16 protein-coding genes are annotated in these 19,457 nt (G+C 66.8%); 11 read left to right on the plus strand and 5 right to left on the minus strand.

Annotation, left to right across the window (positions count from 1 at the left end):
* The first annotated feature begins 32 nt into the window (after nucleotides 1–32).
* The gene (locus tag ACIP9X_RS11005) at nucleotides 33–545 is read left to right on the plus strand and encodes a metallopeptidase family protein (RefSeq protein WP_400479767.1); all 513 of its coding nucleotides are present in this window, start codon (nucleotides 33–35) and stop codon (nucleotides 543–545) included.
* Between the two features lie 69 nt (nucleotides 546–614).
* Here ACIP9X_RS11005 and ACIP9X_RS11010 read toward each other — a convergent pair whose 3' ends face one another.
* Genes ACIP9X_RS11010 through ACIP9X_RS11020 form a run of 3 tightly spaced genes read right to left on the minus strand, consistent with a single transcriptional unit; the run spans nucleotide 615 to nucleotide 6,314 of the window.
* A complete protein-coding gene (locus ACIP9X_RS11010; protein ID WP_400479768.1) occupies nucleotides 615–2,387 on the minus strand; it encodes a DUF5719 family protein in 1,773 nt (590 codons plus the stop codon).
* A complete protein-coding gene (locus ACIP9X_RS11015) occupies nucleotides 2,380–5,739 on the minus strand; it encodes a glycosyltransferase (protein ID WP_400479886.1) in 3,360 nt (1,119 codons plus the stop codon). The genes ACIP9X_RS11010 and ACIP9X_RS11015 overlap by 8 nt, the downstream gene beginning before the upstream one ends.
* A gap of 29 nt (nucleotides 5,740–5,768) precedes the next feature.
* On the minus strand, nucleotides 5,769–6,314 hold the full coding sequence (locus tag ACIP9X_RS11020; RefSeq protein ID WP_400479769.1) for a WhiB family transcriptional regulator: 546 nt from the start codon (nucleotides 6,312–6,314) through the stop codon (nucleotides 5,769–5,771).
* 484 nt (nucleotides 6,315–6,798) lie between these two features.
* On the opposite strand from ACIP9X_RS11020, the gene ACIP9X_RS11025 reads away from it, so the two are divergent.
* Nucleotides 6,799–7,497 carry a TIGR03089 family protein gene (locus ACIP9X_RS11025; RefSeq protein ID WP_400479770.1) on the plus strand — a complete coding sequence of 233 codons (699 nt, stop codon included), beginning with the start codon at nucleotides 6,799–6,801 and terminating at the stop codon, nucleotides 7,495–7,497.
* 80 nt (nucleotides 7,498–7,577) lie between these two features.
* On the opposite strand, the gene ACIP9X_RS11030 is transcribed toward ACIP9X_RS11025, so the two are convergent.
* Complete coding sequence (locus ACIP9X_RS11030) at nucleotides 7,578–8,210, minus strand: GtrA family protein (protein ID WP_400479771.1); 633 nt, start codon at nucleotides 8,208–8,210, stop codon at nucleotides 7,578–7,580.
* A gap of 267 nt (nucleotides 8,211–8,477) precedes the next feature.
* Between ACIP9X_RS11030 and ACIP9X_RS11035 the strand changes: the two genes are divergently transcribed.
* From ACIP9X_RS11035 to ACIP9X_RS11060, 6 genes are all read left to right on the plus strand, one after another.
* Complete coding sequence (locus ACIP9X_RS11035) at nucleotides 8,478–9,641, plus strand: 5-(carboxyamino)imidazole ribonucleotide synthase (RefSeq protein ID WP_400479887.1); 1,164 nt, start codon at nucleotides 8,478–8,480, stop codon at nucleotides 9,639–9,641.
* Nucleotides 9,638–10,216 (plus strand): 5-(carboxyamino)imidazole ribonucleotide mutase, encoded by a 579-nt coding sequence (purE, locus tag ACIP9X_RS11040; RefSeq protein ID WP_400479772.1) that lies wholly within the window; start codon nucleotides 9,638–9,640, stop codon nucleotides 10,214–10,216. Before ACIP9X_RS11035 ends, purE begins: the two co-directional genes overlap by 4 nt.
* A gap of 10 nt (nucleotides 10,217–10,226) precedes the next feature.
* Nucleotides 10,227–11,855, plus strand: coding sequence for an LCP family protein (locus ACIP9X_RS11045; RefSeq protein WP_400479773.1), 1,629 nt, complete (start codon nucleotides 10,227–10,229; stop codon nucleotides 11,853–11,855).
* Between the two features lie 35 nt (nucleotides 11,856–11,890).
* Nucleotides 11,891–13,141, plus strand: coding sequence for a mannose-6-phosphate isomerase, class I (gene manA, locus ACIP9X_RS11050; protein WP_400479774.1), 1,251 nt, complete (start codon nucleotides 11,891–11,893; stop codon nucleotides 13,139–13,141).
* 5 nt (nucleotides 13,142–13,146) lie between these two features.
* A complete protein-coding gene (locus ACIP9X_RS11055) occupies nucleotides 13,147–14,127 on the plus strand; it encodes a lipid II:glycine glycyltransferase FemX (RefSeq protein WP_400479775.1) in 981 nt (326 codons plus the stop codon).
* A gap of 150 nt (nucleotides 14,128–14,277) precedes the next feature.
* On the plus strand, nucleotides 14,278–15,219 hold the full coding sequence (locus ACIP9X_RS11060) for an endonuclease domain-containing protein (protein WP_400479776.1): 942 nt from the start codon (nucleotides 14,278–14,280) through the stop codon (nucleotides 15,217–15,219).
* A 135-nt stretch (nucleotides 15,220–15,354) separates the two neighbouring features.
* Here the strand turns inward: ACIP9X_RS11060 and glpX are convergent, their stop codons facing one another.
* Entirely contained in the window at nucleotides 15,355–16,377 is a 1,023-nt protein-coding gene (glpX, locus tag ACIP9X_RS11065) for a class II fructose-bisphosphatase (protein WP_400479888.1), read from the minus strand.
* Between the two features lie 184 nt (nucleotides 16,378–16,561).
* Here glpX and ACIP9X_RS11070 point away from each other — a divergent pair, with 184 nt between their 5' ends.
* The 3 genes from ACIP9X_RS11070 (at nucleotide 16,562) to ACIP9X_RS11080 (ending at nucleotide 19,410) form a co-directional block, all read left to right on the plus strand.
* On the plus strand, nucleotides 16,562–17,266 hold the full coding sequence (locus ACIP9X_RS11070) for a DUF4245 domain-containing protein (RefSeq protein WP_400479777.1): 705 nt from the start codon (nucleotides 16,562–16,564) through the stop codon (nucleotides 17,264–17,266).
* 10 nt (nucleotides 17,267–17,276) lie between these two features.
* Nucleotides 17,277–17,891: a carbonic anhydrase gene (locus ACIP9X_RS11075; RefSeq protein WP_400479778.1), complete on the plus strand. Its 615-nt coding sequence runs from the start codon at nucleotides 17,277–17,279 to the stop codon at nucleotides 17,889–17,891.
* A 97-nt stretch (nucleotides 17,892–17,988) separates the two neighbouring features.
* Entirely contained in the window at nucleotides 17,989–19,410 is a 1,422-nt protein-coding gene (locus ACIP9X_RS11080) for a class II fumarate hydratase (protein ID WP_400479779.1), read from the plus strand.
* The last annotated feature ends 47 nt before the right edge of the window (nucleotides 19,411–19,457 follow it).

The raw sequence follows: 19,457 nt of genomic DNA on the forward strand, positions 1-19,457 counted from the left end.
CGCAAATCATCCGCCGGGTTTAGAGTCTGTATATGCAGTCATCGCACCAAGATTCGGGTTTTACGGTCCGGTTGGCTGACCCCGAGGCTCCCCAGGACGCCGCCCGTCCGGCAGCCGGGCGCAGCTTTGCACAGCGGCGGCGCAACCGCCACGGGCGCGGCCTTCGCGGGGAACTCATGTTGCCCACGCTGCCCGCCTACAGGTCCCGCTCGGACCGGTTTGACGAACTGGTCATGGATTCTGCCCAGCGGCTCCACGACATCTGGGGTAAGCCGCTCGACGGCGTACGGTTTGCCGTGGATGAGATCCCGCCGAACCTTGAACAGCTCGCCGCGGATAAGTCTCCGGCGCCCATGGGCTGCTACACGCCCGCCACCGAGGACGAGGGCCCGATCATTACCCTCTACCGCAGGGTTGTGGAGCAGGGATGCCCCGTCAAGGAGGAACTCCAGGACCTGGTGCATGACGTGGTGGTGGAGCACACCGCTGAGATGCTCGGCGTTGCACCTGAAACACTGGACCCGGTCTATCGCCGGCGCTACTGACTCGCAGCCCGGCTACTGACCTGCAGCCCGGGCACCCCATTGGCGTGCCCCCCTTAGTAGCCCGGCCCCTTAGTAGCCCAGTGTTACCGGAACTTTCTCCTGCCCTTCCGCGCCGGGCGTGACGGCGACGGTCGCGACGTCGTTCCTGCCGTCCTTTTCCAGGAGCACCGCGCCATACGCCGCGCCGCCGGCGGCGGAAACCAGGTAGGCGACCACCGGGGACTTGTCGATCTGCTCCGGCACCTGCAACGAGGACGTGGTGCCGCCGGCGATATCCGCTGTGGCCGCCGTACGCACCTTTCCGTCAGCTGTGACAGGCGTGTACGAGATGGTGGCGCGCTCCCCCAGCGCCCCTATGACGAGGAACCGCTCTCCGCCCGGCGGGACGGGAACGACGTGCTGGCTGCCGAGCCTGCCCGTCGACGGCGCCCAGGCGAAGTCCGTGGGCTGGGAGGCCTTCAGACCGCGGGTGGCGCGCGCTGCTGCAACGATCGTCACATCCGAGCTTGCCGAGACCGTGTACTGCCCTGCCGGCAGTCCGGTGAGGGGTAGTTCCGTCACCGTTCCCGCCTTGGCCGTGACCACACCGCCCGCAGGCAGGGCTTTCTGCCCGCCGCGGCCGAAGACGTTGACTTCCACCACTGCGTCAACAGGGCCCGGGACGGTGATGTGCAGCGCCGGCGCCGCGTCGCTGAAGCCGCTTTCCTTTGACAGGTCCTCGCTGCCGGCGGGGTCCTGGATGTCGAGTCCGGTCATGACCTGCAGCGCCGAAGGCGCCGTTCCCGGGGCGATGTAATCGACTCCGCCAGGAGTGAGACCGCGAAGGACGCTTTGCTGGATGAAAGCGCTGACCGGGCCGCCGGTGCTGCGGGCGTGGACGGTCAGTCGTTCCTGGCCAGGGGCCAGACCGGCGAGCACGATGGAACGCGTGGTTCCGGGCGCCACCAGGAGCCCGCGGCTGCCGGGGGCTTTGATCTGGCCGTCTTTGCCAAACAGTTCAAGGTTCACGGTCGCCGGCGTCGTTGACGCGTTGGTCAGATGCAGCACGCTGCTGCGCCCGACGGCCGTGTTCGCCCCTGTCAGCCAGAGGTCATTGAGCGGTTCCTGGCACGCGGCGGCCGCGGACCCCTGCAGGTCGCCATCGGTTGCGGAGTACGCCATGACGCCGGCCGCGGCAGGTTGCCGATTGCCCTGGGCATCGGCGCCGAGAACGGTGACATCCTTCACGGGGGTTCCGGCGATGACTCCCGCCAGCTGTGCCGAGGCGCCCGCCGGGGGTTTAGCGGAGCCGGGATCCTTTGCGATCAGCTCCAGTTCCGAACCGCCAAGTGCGGAGAGCCTGCTGCCCGGGAGCAGTGCCCCGGCGGCGCCGACCACCGCCGCCGAAACGGTGCTCCGGGCCGTGGCCGATTCCGGACTGAACTGGGGATCTGTTCCCACGGGCGTGCCTTCGAGCAGCTTGGCGGGGCCGGGGCAGACGTCCTGGCTGGCGCCGGCCGGGACGGAGGCCAGGGGCACCTCAAGCTGCTGTCGGCCGGAAGGCTCGGGCGCGAACGACGCTGCCGCCACCATGCCACCCCCGGCCGCAAGCAGCGCCACTGCCGAAAGCAGGCCGACGGCGGCTGAACGGCGGGCGGGACGGCCGTCCCGTTTAAGGGCTGTGGCACCGTTGGCAGAGCGGCTCTTTGCGGCACCGCTTTTTGCGGAACGGCCGGATTTTTTTGGAGCCCTCGATTTTTTGGGGGCGCGCGATTTTGTAGGAGCAGCTGCTCTTGCCGGAGCAGCGGCCGCTTCCGGAACTCCCGCATTCTCCGCAGCGGCGCCGTTCTCTTCCTTATGCATTCTGGTATTCCTTACGCAGGGAGCCTTCGTCCCTGGACAGGCCGGTATTGGGGCGCCGGGCCGGCATGGGCAGTGCCAGCAGGACGGTCAGTCCGATGACTGCTGCCTGGACAATGCCCGTCCACAGCGCCCACGGGTTCTCATAACGGACCGTCACCTCTCCGGCCTGCGGGGGCAGCGTGAAAGCCTGGGACCATCCGGACGTGGTGGACGTCAGTTTCCGGCCATTCAGCCATGCCGTCCAGCCCGGATCCGCACGTTCGGCAAGGACCAGGAGCCGGCCTTCGGGCCCCTTCGGTACGGCGGTCTCCACTCGGGTGAGTTCCGAGGGCAGCAGGTTTGTGGTGGCACCCTTGGCATCGACGATGCGTGCCCGGTGGGCGACGTCGGCCGGCTTCAGGACCCGGTCGTTAAGCAGGCTGACGCGCCAGAGCCAGCCGGCATCGGTGGGACCAACAGACACGAGGCCCGGGACTGCGTCCATTCGGCTCGCGGTCAACTGGGCCGCGGTGTCAGTGGAGCGCAGGACGACGAAGCCCACTCCCAGCCGCTCGAGTTCAGGCCGCGGATCCACGCCGTGCCCCGCGACCACGGTGGCGACGGCGGTGCGCAGGGCAGCCGTCACTTCGTCATCGTCGCGGACTGTTTCTTCGCCCGGCAGGCCGCGGATGTCGCGGGCAGAGGCAATGGTGGAAAGGGCATCAAGGGTGGTGCCCCCGCCCCGCATCAGCGAGGCGCCATAAGTTTCATTCTCACCGATCTGGATCAGCAGGGTCCGGGTCTGCTCCGGTCCTTCGCCCCGGTCAATCGCGGTGGCCGGCAGCGTCCGCGGATCAGCGGCTGCCACCATTCTGGGCGTGCCGAGCGCCGGCGTCTCCACCGGGGCCGAGGCGGACGGCTGCACGACGTTCTGGGCTGTCCACGCCGTGAGCCCGGCCACCGGCCCCGCCACCAGGAGTGTGATCGTGACGGTGGCCGCTGCACGGGCCAGGGCAGCGCGCCGTCCTGATGGGACGCGCGCAGGAGACGTGGTTCCGGGACCCGGTGTTGCGGAACCCGGTGCGCCTGCGAGGGCCAGCAGGCTTTCCCCGCCGATCAGGGCCGCCCCGAGGAAAGCGAAGACCGCGGCGGAGACGGCGGCGCCGGGGAACGGCGGCACAAGGAATCCGGCTCCGACACTGGTGGCGACGTGCGAGGCGAGCCAGCTGCCCGCCAGCGCGATCAGGGCCGCTGCCCACAGGGCACGCGCCACGCGCACCCGCGGGGAAGGCAGGAACAGCGCGGCCACGGCAAGCGCCAGCACCGGCACCCCGATGAGGAGGGCCAACAGCAGTGCCCATGGCACGGTCCCGGCGGCGAACGGTGCCAGGCCGGACAACCCCTCCGCAGCGTCAAAGCTCAGCGGCTGGCCCAGCACCTGCTGCCAGAGAGGGGCGGCGTCAAAGTCCAGCGGCATTCCCGGGTCGGCCAAGAGCGCGCGGGGACGGTCCAGTGTGGACAGCGCAAAGGGGATGAACAGCACAGCGCTCGGCAGGAGGGCCCACCACAGGGTGCGGCCCCTACTCCGCAGCAGGAGGGCCGCAACAATGATCACGACGGCGGCCGGCACCAGCAGCGATGGCGTGCTGGCCGTGACCACGGCCAGCGCCAGTCCCGCCGCCGCTGCCGCCGTCCACGAGGGAGTTCCGTTGACGCCCGGCTTCACGGGCGGTTTCTCGGCCACGCGCCCCTCGGACTGTGCCGGCGCACCGTAGCGGCCGCGCCCGATGGCCGTGCCCGTGGCCCGCAGCAGGGCCAGGACCAGCAGCGGCATCAGGAGGTGGGCAAGCAGCGCTCCGATCCGTCCCTGGTTCAGCGCAACCTGCAGGGCCGGAGCTCCGGCCCACACGAGGGCGGCCACCAGCCTCAGCCTGCGGCGTGAGGTCAGCGCGCCGGAGGCAAACCACGCGGTGAGGCCGGACAGCGGCATGGCGAGGAGGAGCAGCCACACAACAGCTCCGTTGGCGTTGCCTCCGCCGAGCACGCCCAGGATCCACAGGACGTAACCGAACGGGTCCCCGTGCCCGGGAAGCCCTGCCCCCAGCCCGATCCACCAGCCTGAGGCACGGTGCCAGATCTCTTCCAGGTTTGCGGAGACGGGCAGGAGCGCACCGCCGGACACGGCTTCCGCACGGAAGAGCCCCGCCAGGCCGGCAAAGGAGGCGACGCAGGCGATGATGACGGCGGCAAGGGCTCCGTTGCCCACCCAGCCCCGTTCGTTGGTAGCCAGCGCGGCGAAGTCGTCAGTAGAGTCGCCGGTCGGCTGATCGGCAAGGGAATCACGGCTCTCGCCTTCCGCCTGGCTGTCTTCGGCGCCCAGGGCCTCCATGAGTGAGCGGCGGTGGCTCCACACTTCGCGGCGTTCAGTCTGCAGCGCGTTGACTACCGAACGCCGGACGCGGCGCGTGCGGGCGGCATTGCGCCGGGCACGGAAAATGGACGCCGGACGGCCCAGCGCCGCGACTGTGGCCAGAAGCTGGGAGAAGCCGTGGCCGGGATCCTTCACGGCGATGCTGAACACAAGTTTGAAGATGCTGCCCAGGAAGGCTCCCACTGCATGCACAGGGACCAGCCACAGGGGGGCGTGCTTCAGCCGGAGGTGGACCTGCGCCCGGCGCGCCGCCGAAGCATTGCCCAGGGCATGGGGACGGTGGGCTACGTGGAACATTCTGGCGCTGGGTACGACCACCACGCGGTGTCCGGCAAGGCGGTTTCGCCAGCAGAAGTCGACGTCGTCGCCGGTTCCGGGAAGCGCCGGGTCGAACCCGTTCAGCTGCTCCCAGACATCGCGCCTGACCAGCATGCCCGCTGAGTTGACGGCAAAAGTGTCGGAGCGGCCGTCGTATTGGCCTTGGTCAAGCTCGTCCGCCTCGATCAGGGTGAGGCGTTCGGCCCACCGGCTCGTGGAAAGGCCGACGTCGATGAGTCTGCGCGGCGCGTCCCAGTCCAGCTGTTTGCAGCCGGCCACCGTGACGGAAGGAGCCCGCTCAACGGCGTGCAGCAGCTCGGCGAGCGCTTCCGGTGCGGGGGCGGCGTCGTCGTGTATTAACCAGATCCACTCCGATGCCGCGCCCGGGGATTCCGGGTCCCACGGGGCCAGCGCGGCGAGGGCCGCACTGACGGCAGCCCCCATTCCCGCTCTCCCGGAAGCTGCGCGGGTGACGTTGCCACGCCCGAGCTCGCGTTCAAGGAGAGCAGCAGAGCTGTCATGCGAACCGGCGTCCACCCCGAGGGCGACATCAGCCGGCCGGGTCTGGTCCGCCAGCGCCGCCAGGGTCCTGGGGAGATAATCACTGCCGTTGTGGGCTACCACCACAGCAGTGACGTGTACTTCCTGAAGAATTAGACTGCCCGCTTCCTCAGCCGACGGCGCTCACGCTCGGAGAGGCCTCCCCAGATGCCGAACCGCTCGTCATTCGCCAGTGCATACTCAAGGCACTGGGACCGTACGTTGCAGGCCCCGCAAACCTTTTTGGCGTCCCTCGTGGAGCCGCCCTTCTCGGGAAAGAACGCTTCCGGGTCGGTTTGGGCGCACAGAGCATCCGTCTGCCAGCCGAGTTCACCTTCGTCATCGAAGTCCTCTGTACGGGGAAGACCGATCCACACGGGCTGCGTCAGGGTTCCGGCCTCCGGAGCCAGGAGCTCCATGGGGGGATCGTCCGGGTCCTCGTCATGGTCCGACCCCCCGCCCAGCAGCGCCTCATGCTGCGCAAGGAAGGCAGTAGCCTGATCCTGCAAAGACGCAGTGGTGTCCAGGTTGTACCGCTCGGCGGCATCCGGGTCCGCCGGATCGACATACCAGTCACTCGGCACCCCTCGTGAACGGTACTTCGCCGTGGCCTGGCTGGCTACAACGGCTTCTTCATGGATACGCTCAGCTTGCCCCATGGCGTTCCCTCCTGAATGTGGTCAGCCCCTGCCCGGAGACTCAGGACACTAGGTTTGTGTGCCAAGGTTTCGCGGCGGCTTTTCGATATCTAATTACACGCGTGTAACTAATGTGAGTCAAGCCGCGGACGGATAATAATCAACTCATTGGCGATTCAGCCGCCGCGCCACGCCCGGGAATTTTTTTGGGTGTCGGCAGGAAGGCACGCGGAATTTGACAGCAAGCTTAGGGTTTAACCCCTCGGAGGTGCAATCCCGCGGAAAACGCCGCGATTACTCCAGTGACGTTAATAAAAGCTGTGGCGGACGTCATAGTTGCTCCGGCCAGAACGCGAAGGTGCGCTTTGGGGCCATGCGCACTCGGACACCCACGCCAGTTGGACAGCCGCCGTCTCCCCAGCCAGCCGAGTCCTTGGCAGGCAAGTCTTCTGCCAGCCAGTCTTCTTCCAGTAGACACTGCAGACCTGCGTGGCAAGATGTAGCCATGAACATCCCGGCCACTGCCCTGCTGACGGCCCTGCGCTCAGGCCACTCCACCTCCCCCCGCCTGACCTGGTACGGCCCGGACGCTGAACGGGTGGAGCTCTCGGGCCGCGTCCTGGACAACTGGGTGGCCAAGACGAGCAACCTTTTGCAGGATGAACTCGATGCCACACCCGGAATGCGGCTCCGGCTCGACCTTCCGGCGCACTGGAAATCCATAATCTGGGCACTGGCCGCATGGCAGCTCGGGATGGAGGTTGTCCTGGACAGCAACAGCGCAGACGTTCTCGCGACTGCTGCACCGGAGGAAGCCGAACAGGGGTTCGACGCCGTTGTGGCAGTGCCGCTCCCGGCCCTTGCCATGAAGTGGCCAGGCGATCTTCCGGCCGGGGTGATCGACTATGCAGCCGAAGTGCGCTCCCACGGGGACGTTTTCATGCCCCACGAAGACCCAAACCCGGAGCATCCGGCACTGCGCAGCTCAAACGGAGATGCAGTCCGCCACGCGGACCTGCTGGAGAACTTTGCGGCCGGGCATGAGGCCGGTGCCCGTCTGCTGGTCCGCGCCGACGAGGGGCTGGAGTCGGCCCTCGCGAACGCGCTGGGGGCCTGGAAGAACGACGGCTCGGTGGTGCTGGTGCACGGGGACGTGGAGCTGACGGAGAATCTGCTCGCCGCGGAGCGGGTGCACGGCGACTGACCGCGTTCTGCTAACTCAGCGGCTCGGCCCGATCACCCGTTCCGCTAAATCGCCGGCTCTGCTAAATCACCAGGGTCCTGCTACTCGGGCCTGACCGGCAGGTCGGTCCCCCCAGCGCCGGAGTCCCGCAATCCCGGCTTCCCCGGTACTGCGGAGTCGTGAACTGCGGTGTCGCGGACTGCGGAATCGCTTCCGACCGGGACCGAGGTCCGGTGGTGATGATGGCCCTCGATGAGCTCGTGGTCGTGGGAGAACTCCGGCTCCTGGTCCAGTTCCTCGTTGAAGACCCAGAAGCGGTAGGCGAAAAAGCGGAAGATGGTTCCCAGCACCAGCCCCACCACGCTGCCGGCGATGAAGAGGGACGGCTTGTCGCTGAGGCCCAGGATGTACTTCGCGAACCAGACGCAGCCCGAGGCGATAAGCAGGCCCACGAAATTCATCACGGCAAACAGCAGCGCCTCGCGGAGGACGTTGGCCTGTTTGCGGTGGCGGAAGGTCCAGAACCTGTTGGCGATCCACGAGAAGATGCTCGCCACCACGGTGGCGATGGCCTTCGCCCACACCTCGCTGCCGTGCATTGGGCCGGTGAAAAGCCAGATAAAAACAGCCGAGTCAATGACGAATGCCACACCGCCAACGGCACCGAACTTTGCCACCTCGCGCCAGAAAAGCGAGGCAAGCCCCCGGATGCGATCTGAAAGCGTGTTAATCATGACCCTCCATGGCCGTCTGGTTGTTGGGCCGATGGGCCAAGGTCCCATTTTAGCCCGTCTTGCCCGGTGCGGCTCCAACCGGCGGGCGGCGGCGGCCCCAACGAGCGCGCGGCGAAGGGAAGCACCGGAGCTCCGCTCCGCCGTCGAAATTAACGGCACTCACAGGCTCCCGCATCACGAAAGCCGGTAACGGCGCTCCTTTTCTGTAGTCTGGAAGATGTGACTTTTCCAGTAATCGGCGTAGTTGGCGGCGGCCAGCTAGCCCGCATGATGGCCCCTGCCGCTACAGCCCTAGGCTTCGAACTCCGCATCCTGGTTGAAGGCGAAGACGTTTCGGCGGTCTCGGCCGTGCCCAACGCCCCCGTCGGCGACTATAAGGACCTGGCTGCGCTGCTGGAGTTCTCGCAGGGCCTGGACGTGATGACCTTCGACCACGAGCACGTTCCGGCAGAACATCTGCATGAACTAATTGCGGCGGGAGTGAACGTCCAGCCCGGACCCGATGCCCTCATCAACGCGCAGGACAAGCTCGTGATGCGCGCCGCGATCGACCGACTCGAGCTGCCCAACCCGGAATGGGCGTCCGTGGACGACGTGGAAGCCCTCATTGCCTTCGGCGACAAGACCGGATGGCCCGTGGTGCTCAAAACCCCACGGGGCGGCTACGACGGCAAGGGCGTCCGGATCGTCGGATCCGCCGATGAGGCCGCGGAGACGGCCGACTGGTTTGAGGCCATGAGCCCCCTTTTGGCCGAAGCCAAGGTGGAATTCAGCCGCGAGCTCTCCGCCCTGGTGGCCCGCACACCGGACGGCGACTCGCGCGCCTGGCCCGTGGTCCACACCATCCAGGTCGACGGCGTCTGCGACGAAGTGATCGCCCCCGCGCAGGACATTCCGCTCGAGGTCGCCGCGGCGGCCGAGGATGCCGCCCTGAGGATCGCCAACGAACTGGGCGTCACCGGGGTCATGGCCGTGGAACTCTTCGAGACGCCAGGTTCGGGCTCCGGCTTCCTCATCAACGAGCTCGCGATGCGCCCCCACAACACCGGTCACTGGACCCAGGACGGTTCGGTGACGAGCCAGTTTGAACAGCACCTGCGTGCGGTGCTGAACCTGCCGCTGGGCGCCACGGACGTGCTCGGCAGCGTTGTTGTGATGAAGAACTTCCTGGGCGGTGAGAACACGGACCTGTTTTCCGCCTACCCGGCAGCACTCGCCGCGGAGCCTGCGGCCAAGGTCCACTGCTACGGAAAATCCGTTCGTCCTGGCAGGAAGATCGGCCACGTTAACCTCGTGGGCGCCAGCGTGGCGGACGTTGACGGGCTGCGTGAACGCGCCTCGACCGTGGCAAACATCATCCGGAACGGCAGGCCGTCCGGCACGGCAACCGGCTTACCCATGCCATCCGGCCTAACCGAGGAGAACGCATGAACCCCGAATCCCCCGCCAACCAGGAAACGGATGCTCTCGTAGGCCTCGTCATGGGCTCGGACTCCGACTGGCCCGTCATGGAGGCTGCCGCTGACGCGCTGGCCGAGTTCGGCATTCCTTTCGAGGCCGACGTCGTCTCGGCCCACCGGATGCCCACCGAGATGATCCGGTATGGCCAGACGGCGCACGAGCGCGGCCTGCGCGTCATCATCGCCGGGGCCGGGGGCGCCGCCCACCTTCCGGGCATGCTGGCCTCCGTCACTCCCCTTCCCGTCATCGGGGTGCCCGTCCCGCTCAAGACCCTGGACGGCATGGATTCGCTGCTGTCCATTGTGCAGATGCCCGCGGGCGTCCCCGTGGCCACAGTTTCGATCGCCGGCGCCCGGAATGCGGGCCTGCTTGCCGTACGGATGCTCGCCGCCGGCACGGACGACCTAGCGGCCAGCCTCCGCGGCGACCTCCTGGACTTCGCGCAGGAGCTCAACGACGTCGCCAGCCGGAAGGGTGCCAACCTCCGGCAGAAGGTCAACGAAGTCTTCGCCGAAGGTAACGTTGTTCCGCGGGGCAGCCGCTAGGGAAGGGCCCATGTCCAACACCAAACTGCCAACCGACGGACTCCTGACGGACCCTGTCCGGTATCCGGCCAGCGCCAATGAATCAGCCCGGACCAAACGCGCTTTCCTGCTGATCCTCCTCACGCTGTTTGTGCCCGGCAGCGCCCAGGTCGCGGCCGGTGACCGGAAGCTGGGGCGCATTGCCCTGCGCGTGACGCTCAGCGTATGGGCCCTCGCCATCCTGGCCCTGGTGCTGCTGTTTACTGCCCGGACGCTGCTCATCAACATTGTCGCCAACCCGGTGGCCTCCCTGCTCATCGTCCTGGTCCTGGCCGCCCTGGCGGTCGGCTGGGCGGTGCTGTTCATCAACACGCTGCGGCTGATCCGGCCCGTGCTGCTGGCGAAACGCATGCGGCCGGTGGTCGTCGTCGCTCTTGCCCTTGCCATGGTGGTGAGCAGCGGCTCCCTCGGCTACGCGGCCTACCTGCTCAACATCAGCCGGAACGCCATCGGCAGCATTTTTGCCGGCGGCCCCGCCATCGAGCCTGTGGACGGCCGCTACAACTTCCTCATGATGGGCGGTGACGCCGGCGCCGACCGCACCGGCCGGCGCCCCGATAGCCTGTCCGTCCTCAGCGTTGACGCCGAGACCGGCAAGACGGCCATCATTTCCGTCCCCCGCAACCTGCAGAACGCCCGCTTCAGCGAGGGCTCGCCGATGCTGCAGATCTACCCCGACGGCTACAACTGCGGCAACGACTGCCTCATCAATGCCATCAACACCGAGGTCACCAACAATCACAAGGACCTGTACCCCGATGTTGCCGACCCCGGGGCCCAGGCCACCCTCGAGGCAGTTTCGGGAACGCTCGGCATCACCGTCCAGGCGTACGTGCTCGTGGACATGGACGGCTTCGCCAAGCTCATTGACGCGATGGGCGGCATCCGGATCAAGGCCGGCGGCTGGGTCCCCATCAGCGGACCGATGGTGGACGAAGCCAACGGCATCCACGGCATGCCGGACGGCTGGATTCCGGCCGGCGACCAAAAGCTCAACGGCTTCCAGGCACTCTGGTACGGCCGGTCCCGCGAGTTCGTGGACGACTACGCACGGATCCAGCGGCAGCAGTGCGTCCAGCAGGCGATGCTCAAACAGCTGGACCCGGCCACGCTGCTCGCCAAATTCGAGGACATCGCCAACGCCGGCACCAAGGTGGTGGACTCCAACATTTCCTCCAGCCAGCTGGGCAGCTTCGTGGACCTCGCGATGAAGGCCAAGGGCCAGGACATCAGCCGTCTCACCATCGGCCCGCCGGACTTCGACGCGTCCTTCTCCACAGCGCCGGATTTCGACGTTATCCACGACCGGGTCAGGAAACTGCTCAGTGGCACGGGTTCGCAGCCGTCGCCGGCCGCGGCACCCGATGACGCGCTGCAGCCGCAATATGCCGGCGTCGGCACCGGCCTGACGGCAGCCGGCCCCGCAGCACCGGTGACCTTGCAGGTGCCCACGCCGCCGCCGTCGGACTTCACGCCGGTGACCACAACGCCTGCCGGTGAGCCGATCACCGAAGAGATGCTGAACCAGTTCAAGCGCGAGGGGAACGAGCAGGCCATCCGCGAACTCGTGGCCACCAACGGCCAATGCGCACCCCTCTGACCAACACGTGCTTTTAGAAAGAAGGACACCCGGCTGTGTACGAAATCGATAACGTCCTCCGGCCGTACGCCTGGGGATCGACGACGGCGATCGCCGGGCTTCTCGGCAGGCCGGAGTCGGGCGGCCCCGAAGCGGAGCTGTGGATCGGCGCGCACCCCGACTCCCCTTCTGTCGCGACACGCCCCGACGGCACGGCCGCGCCACTAAATGAACTGATTGCCGAGGACCCCGGCCACCACCTGGGGGAAGCCTCCGTTGCCGCATTCGGGCCGCGCCTGCCCTTCCTCACCAAGGTCCTCGCGGCCGCCAAGCCGTTGTCGCTGCAGGTGCACCCCAGCCTTGAGCAGGCCCGGACCGGCTTCGCCCGGGAGAACGCGGAGGGCGTCGCTGCCGATGCCGCCCATCGCAACTACCGGGATGACAACCACAAGCCGGAAATGATTTTCGCGCTGACGCCCTTCGACGCGCTCTGCGGTTTCCGGAAGCCGGCGAAGTCCCGTGATGTGTTCCTGCACCTGGCCGGGTGCCTCGAGCTCTCGGGTTCCGGCGTTCCCGCAGTGCTTTCCGAAGTGATCGATGACCTCGCGCAGTCCGGGGAACACGACGCCCTGCGGTCCGCGTTTGAGCGGCTGATCGCAGGCGGCGACGGTGTCACCGAGGCAACGAAGCGGGTTGTCGACGCGCTGGCGGCCGGCGCTCCCATGGCGCCCTACCAGCCGGAGCTGTCCACCGTGCTGAGCCTCAACAGCGAGTACCCCGGTGATCCTGGGGTGCTGATTTCCCTGCTGCTGAACCGGCTTTCACTGGAACCGGGCGAGGCTGTCTACCTGCCCGCCGGCAACGTGCATGCGTACCTCCACGGTCTGGGCGTTGAGGTCATGGCGTCCTCGGACAACGTGCTGCGCGGCGGCCTCACGCCGAAGTTCGTTGACGTTCCGGAACTGCTGAACACCGTCATCTTCGAGTCCGTCGGGGTTCCCATGCTTCGCGCGGAGGTGTCCGAGCTCGGGCAGGAGCTGTACCGGCCGCCGTTCCGGGAGTTCCAGCTTCAGCGGATCGAAGTGGTTCCCGGCGGCGCCCCGGTGCCGCTGGCGCAGTCGGGGGCCGCGGTGGTCATTGTGACGTCGGGGTCCGTCTACCTGGATTCCCCCAAGGGTGACCTGCAGCTGGACCACGGCCGAAGCGCGTTCCTCCCGGCGGCCGACGCGCCCGTGAACGTGCACCCGGTTTCAGGCTCGGCTGACACTGCTGTGGCCTTCGCCGTGACCACCGCTTTGGAGGCCTGAGCGCCATGGAATACTTCCTGCAAACCGAGGCGTGGGCCGACTTCCAGCGGTCCCTTGGACGCCGCGTTCACCAGCGCTCCGGCCGGGGCTGGAGCTTCCTTGCCATCGAGGAAAAGAACCCCGCCGGCAAAGTTCTGTACGCGCCCTACGGGCCGGTGGCGGAGTCTGTCGCTGCCTTTGACGACGCGCTGGCCGCCCTCGTGGAGGTGGCCAGATCGTGCCACGCGGTCTTTGTCCGGATCGAGCCTGTGACAGCAGGGCTGGATCCGGCAACGGCAGCCGACGCGCTGAAGAGCCGGGGGCTGCAGCCGGCCCCGGTCAACCAGCAGCCCGAGCTCAGCTGGATCGTGGACGTCGACCGGGACTTCAAGGAGGTGCTGGCCGACATGAAGCCGGTGAACCGGAACCTCTATCGGAACATCCACAAGAAGGGCGTCACGTTCCGCTCCACGCAGGATCCCGAGGACATCAGGATCCTCCTGAACTTCCTGCACATGACGGCACGGCGCAACGGCTTCAAGCCGCAAAGCGACGAGTACCTGACCCAGGTGGCCGAGTCCATGATGCCCGCCAAAGCTGCCACCCTGTTCGTGGCCGAACTCCACGGCGGCCCGATCGCAGCGGCTCTGGCCTACGATTCCGCGGATACCCGCACCTACGCCCACGCCGCCTTGGACGACACGCACCGGAAGCTGAGCGCGGGGATTCCGCTGCTTGTCACCCTGATGGCCGACGCCAGGGAAAAGGGCCTGAAGCACGTGGATCTCTGGGGCGTGGCGCCGGCCGATGAGCCTGACCACAAATGGGCCGGCTTCAGCGCCTTCAAGAAATCCTTCGGCGGGCGCGAAATTGCCTACCCGGGGACGTGGGACCTGCCGGTGAACAAGCCCCGCTACGCCGCGTACCAGGCTGCCCGCAAACTCCGCGAAGCACTCCGCACCGTCCTCCGCACCACCCTGAAGCGCATCCAACGCCCCACCCCCTGAGCGCGAACGTACACTTAAGCCCCCTCGCTCAGCGCGAACGTACAGTTGTGGCCCCGGCTCCAGGGGCCACAACTGTACGTTCGCGCTTCCGGGAGGTTTTGTGCCTGTGGATAACGCCCTGACGGAACTTCGACCGGTCCAGACTGGAGCATGTGTCTCTCACGATTACCCCAGGACCTGCTGGCGGGATCATTCACCTCATCCCACGCTCAGGCCTACGGTGTGTCCCGAAAACGGCAGCGCCAGCCGGACCTGGCCACTCCTTCGCGCGGGATCCGCGTTCCGTTGGAGGGCGAGGCCACCATGTGCGCGAACCTGCGGGCCTACACCGCAATGGATGACGCGTCCACCCTGACACATCACTCTGGGGCCAGGATATGGGGTTACAGCCTTCCCGGCTGGATGCAGGAGGACTGGAGAATCCACGTCGCCCGTGACCGGGGCGACAGCAAACCCCGTCGGCGAAACGTCGTCGGTCACCGCCTGACCTTCAAACCTGGCGAGGTGGTGGTCCACGAGGGCGTCCGGGTCACCTCACCAGCACGGACCTGGCTCGATCTCGCGAACCTGCTCAGCGTCGACGAACTCATCGCCGCGGGAGATTCCGCAGTGGTTTCCCATGGCCCGGACTTTCCGAAGCCGCGATCTCCGCTGGCAATGACTGAGGACCTGCGGCGCATCATTGCCGCGCACCCGGGCATGCGTGGAATGAAAACAGCGCGGCTGGCCCTCCCCGAGATCCGTGTAGGGGCGGACTCCCCGCAGGAGACAAGGATGCGGCTGGTTCTGGCCCGCACGAAGCTGGGCGAACCAGTCCTCAACCACGTGATCCGCAACAGCTGGGGCCAGTCGGCGGTGTGGCCGGACGCCGCGTATCCTGAACATCGCCTAGCGCTCCAGTACGACGGCTCACACCATTCGGATCCGGATCAGGCTGCACGGGACAGGAGACGCAAGGAGACCACGGAGCGTCTGGGCTGGACTGAGATCAGAATATTCAAAGACGATCTCGACGGCGACAAGCCCTTCGTCCTCGAGAAGGTCAGGGCAGTGCTCGATGGACAACTGCGGCGCCGGGCATCAGGAACCTAGGCCCCCACGAACCCGATCCAAAAGCGCGAACGTACAGTTGTGGCCCCAAATCCGCTCGGAATTGGGGCCACAACTGTACGTTCGCGCAGGGGGTGCGGCACGCCGCGCGGGATGCGCGGATCCGCCCAGGCGGGGCTAGCTCTTGCGGGCGTAGCCTTCCCACTTGCTGGCCTGGTGCTCGCCGTCGACGAAACGGATGGTGCCCGACTTGGAGCGCATGACGATCGACTGCGTCAGCACCTTCTCCTTGTCGTAGCGCACGCCCTTGAGGAGGTCGCCGTCGGTGATGCCGGTGGCGGCGAAGTAGCAGTTGTCGCTCTTGACGAGGTCGTTCGTGGAGAGGACCCGCTCGAGGTCGTGGCCGGCGTCGATGGCCTTCTGCTTCTCGTCATCGCTGGTGGGCCAGAGGCGGCCCTGGATGACGCCGCCGAGGGACTTGATGGCGCATGCAGCGACGATGCCTTCGGGGGTTCCGCCGATGCCCATCAGTGCGTCCACGCCGGTGCCGGAGCGGGCTGCGGCAATGGCGCCGGCAACGTCGCCGTCCATGATGAATTTGGTGCGCGCGCCTGCCTCGCGGATTTCCTCCACCAGCGGGCGGTGGCGGTCGCGGTCGAGGATCATGACGTTGAGCTGGTTGACCTTGACGCCCTTTGCCTTGGCGATCAGGTGCAGGTTCTGCTTGACGGGCAGGCGCAGGTCCACCATGTCCGCGGCTTCGGGGCCGGTGACGAGCTTCTCCATGTAGAACACTGCCGACGGGTCAAACATGGAACCGCGCTCGGCCACGGCGAGAACGGCCAAGGCGTTGTTGATGCCCAGGGCGGTCAGGCGGGTTCCGTCGATGGGATCGACGGCGACATCGCACTCGGGGCCGGTGCCGTCACCAACCTGCTCGCCGTTGAACAGCATGGGGGCTTCGTCTTTTTCACCTTCACCGATGACCACAACTCCGTTGAAGTGGACGGTGTGAAGGAAGGAGCGCATGGCGTCGACGGCGGCGCCGTCCGCCTTGTTCTTGTCGCCGAATCCAACCCAGTGGCCGCCGGCAATTGCCGCGGCTTCGGTGACGCGGACAAGCTCCAGTGCGAGGTTGCGGTCCGGCTCGTCGGTTCCGACGGCGAGCGACGGGGAAAGCGTTGAGTACTTCTGGGTCATGGACGCTGGTGACACGTGAACCTCTTCTTCGAGTGGCGATCATTGGACCCGCGATGCCGTGGCAGGCACGCGCGGTGATTCCTCTGTTACTGATCATAGTCGCGGCGGGGGGCAGAGGTGGTGGAATGACCAACGTGTGAAGCGCCTCACCGCCTCCTCCCCGGAATGTGAGATCGGAGCATGCATGGGCGACTATAGAAGGGTGAGTGAAACGCAGGACAGGTCCGCACCCGAAAACCGCGCAGGCGGGCACGGCTCCTCCGCAGCCTCCCCCAATCCGGCCACCGAGCCGGTTAAGCCGGTAATCCCCGCAGCTGCCGCCAAGCGTGCCAATGCTTCCGTCATCGGGATGCTCATCGCGCTGGTGGTCAGCATCGCCGCCTTCCTGCCGATCGTTCTGATGAACCCGGCGCCGAAGACGGAGGGTTTCCGTCCGGACATCAACGTCGGCGCGGTGGCCGGCAATGCCGCCGATGTGGCGGGATTCACACCGGTCACGCCCGAGCCGGGCGACACATTCAGACCCAATTACGCGCGCTGGGAGGCCGGCACAGCGTCCGGTGTCCCCACTTGGGAAGTCGGCTATGTCACGCCCAAGGAAGCTTTCATTGGCCTGGTCCAGACGCGCCGGGCGAATCCCACCTGGATCCTGCAGGAGACAAAGAACGCTCCGGTAACCGGATCCCGGGAAGCCGGGGGCCGCGACTGGGAGCTCCGGGACACGGGCAAGGGTGAGAGGAGCATGGTGCTGGACCACCGCGGAACCACCGTCATCCTGCGTGGCGACGCCCAACTGGACGAGTTCTCGGCACTGGCCGCCGCCGTCGTGAAGTCCATGGAAAGTAACCCGGCAGTAACGGTTTCCCCTACGCAGAGCCCCAGCCCGTAAGGTAGGGGCCGTGGCAACCTATCTAACCCCTGCTCTGGCCTGGCGCCGCCTGCGCGAAGGAAACGAACGCTTCGTCAGCGGTGAAACCTCTCACCCCAACCAGGACGCCTCACGGCGGTCTTCCCTGGTGGAAAACCAGCACCCCTTCGCGGTGATATTCGGGTGCTCGGACTCGCGGCTCGCCGCAGAAATCATTTTCGACGTCGGACTGGGCGACGTTTTCGTGGTGCGGACCGCGGGGCAGGTCATTGACGACGCCGTCCTGGGCTCGCTCGAGTACAGCATCGGCGTGCTCGGCGTGCCGCTGATCGTGGTGCTGGGCCATGACAGCTGCGGCGCGGTGAGCGCCACCAAGTCTGCGGTCGAAACCGGGCAGATGCCCACGGGCTTCATCCGGGACCTCGTGGAGCGCATCACTCCGTCGGTGCTGACGTCCCTCCGCAATGAGCAGACCGAGGTCAACGACATGGTGGTGGAGCACGTCAAGCAGACCTCGCAGCGGCTGGTCGACAGCTCTCGTGTGATTTCGGACGCAATCGAAAACGGGCGGGCAGCGGTCATCGGCCTCTCCTATAGCCTCGCGGAAGGCCACGCGGAGCTTGTTTCCGGAATCGGCGAGCTTTAGCAGCCCGCTTAAGGCCGCCGGAAGCGCTCCGGCCGGCGGCCCGTAGCAAGCGGTTCACGGTTTTCGATGCGGCGGAAGATCACCCTAAGCTAGCCCCATGACTTCCATTGAAGAGTTCCGCATTGAACATGACACGATGGGCGAAGTCCGCGTCCCCGTGAACGCCCTGTACCGCGCGCAGACGCAACGTGCAGTCGAGAACTTCCCGATCTCCGGAAAAACCCTGGAACGTGCCCACATCGAGGCACTGGCCCGGGTCAAGAAGGCCGCCGCGCAGGCCAACGCAGAACTGGGCGTGCTCGACGGCGAGCTGGCCAAGGCGATCGCCGAGGCTGCCGATGAGGTGGCCACGGGCAAGTACGACGGCGACTTCCCCATCGACGTTTTCCAGACCGGCTCCGGCACGTCCTCGAACATGAACACCAACGAGGTCCTCGCCGAGCTGGCTACCCGCGCCCTGAAGGCCGCCGGCAGCGACAAAGTGGTCCACCCCAACGACCACGTCAACGCCTCGCAGTCCTCAAACGACGTGTTCCCCACCTCCGTGCACGTGGCCGCCACCTCGGCCCTGCTCAACGACCTCATCCCTGCGCTCGGCTACCTCGCCGAATCCCTGGAGCGGAAGGCCGTTGAATTCAAGGACGTCGTCAAGTCCGGCCGCACCCACCTCATGGACGCCACCCCGGTGACCCTTGGCCAGGAGTTCGGCGGCTATGCGGCGCAGGTCCGCTACGGCATCGAGCGCATCAACGCCGCCCTTCCCCGCGTGGCCGAGGTCCCGCTCGGCGGCACCGCGGTGGGCACCGGCATCAACACCCCGGCCGGCTTCCCGGAGCGCGTCATCGAACTGCTCGCCACCGACACCGGCCTGCCCCTGACCGAGGCCCGCGACCACTTCGAGGCCCAGGCCAACCGCGACGGCCTCATCGAAGCCTCCAGCCAGCTGCGCAACATTGCCATCTCCTTCATGAAGATCAACAATGACCTGCGCTGGATGGGGTCCGGCCCCAATACCGGCCTCGGCGAAATCGCCATTCCGGACCTGCAGCCGGGCTCGTCCATCATGCCTGGCAAGGTCAACCCCGTCATCTGCGAGGCCTCCATCATGGTCTGCGCCCAGGTCATCGGCAACGACACCGCCATCGCCTGGTCCGGCACGAACGGCGCCTTCGAACTGAACGTCGGCATCCCGGTCATGGCCGCGAACCTCCTCGAGTCCGTGCGCCTGCTGGCCAACACGAGCCGCGTCATGGCGGACAAGATGATCGACGGCATCACGGCCAACGCCGAGCGCGCCCGCTTCCTGGCCGAGGCGTCGCCGTCCATCGTCACCCCGCTGAACAAGTACATCGGGTACGAGAACGCAGCGAAGATCGCCAAGAAGGCCGTGGCAGAGGGCCTCACCATCCGCGAAGCCGTGGTTGCCATGGGCTTCCTGGAACACGGTGAGCTGACCGAAGAGCAGCTGGACACCGCCCTGGATGTCATGTCCATGACACGCCCTCCGCACAAGGCGTAAGTCCACGCTTAAGTCCGACGGCGGCCGCCCACCTTCCCAGCGAAGGC

It is taken from the genome of Arthrobacter sp. NPDC093125 (assembly GCF_044754225.1).
GTDB lineage: Bacteria > Actinomycetota > Actinomycetes > Actinomycetales > Micrococcaceae > Arthrobacter.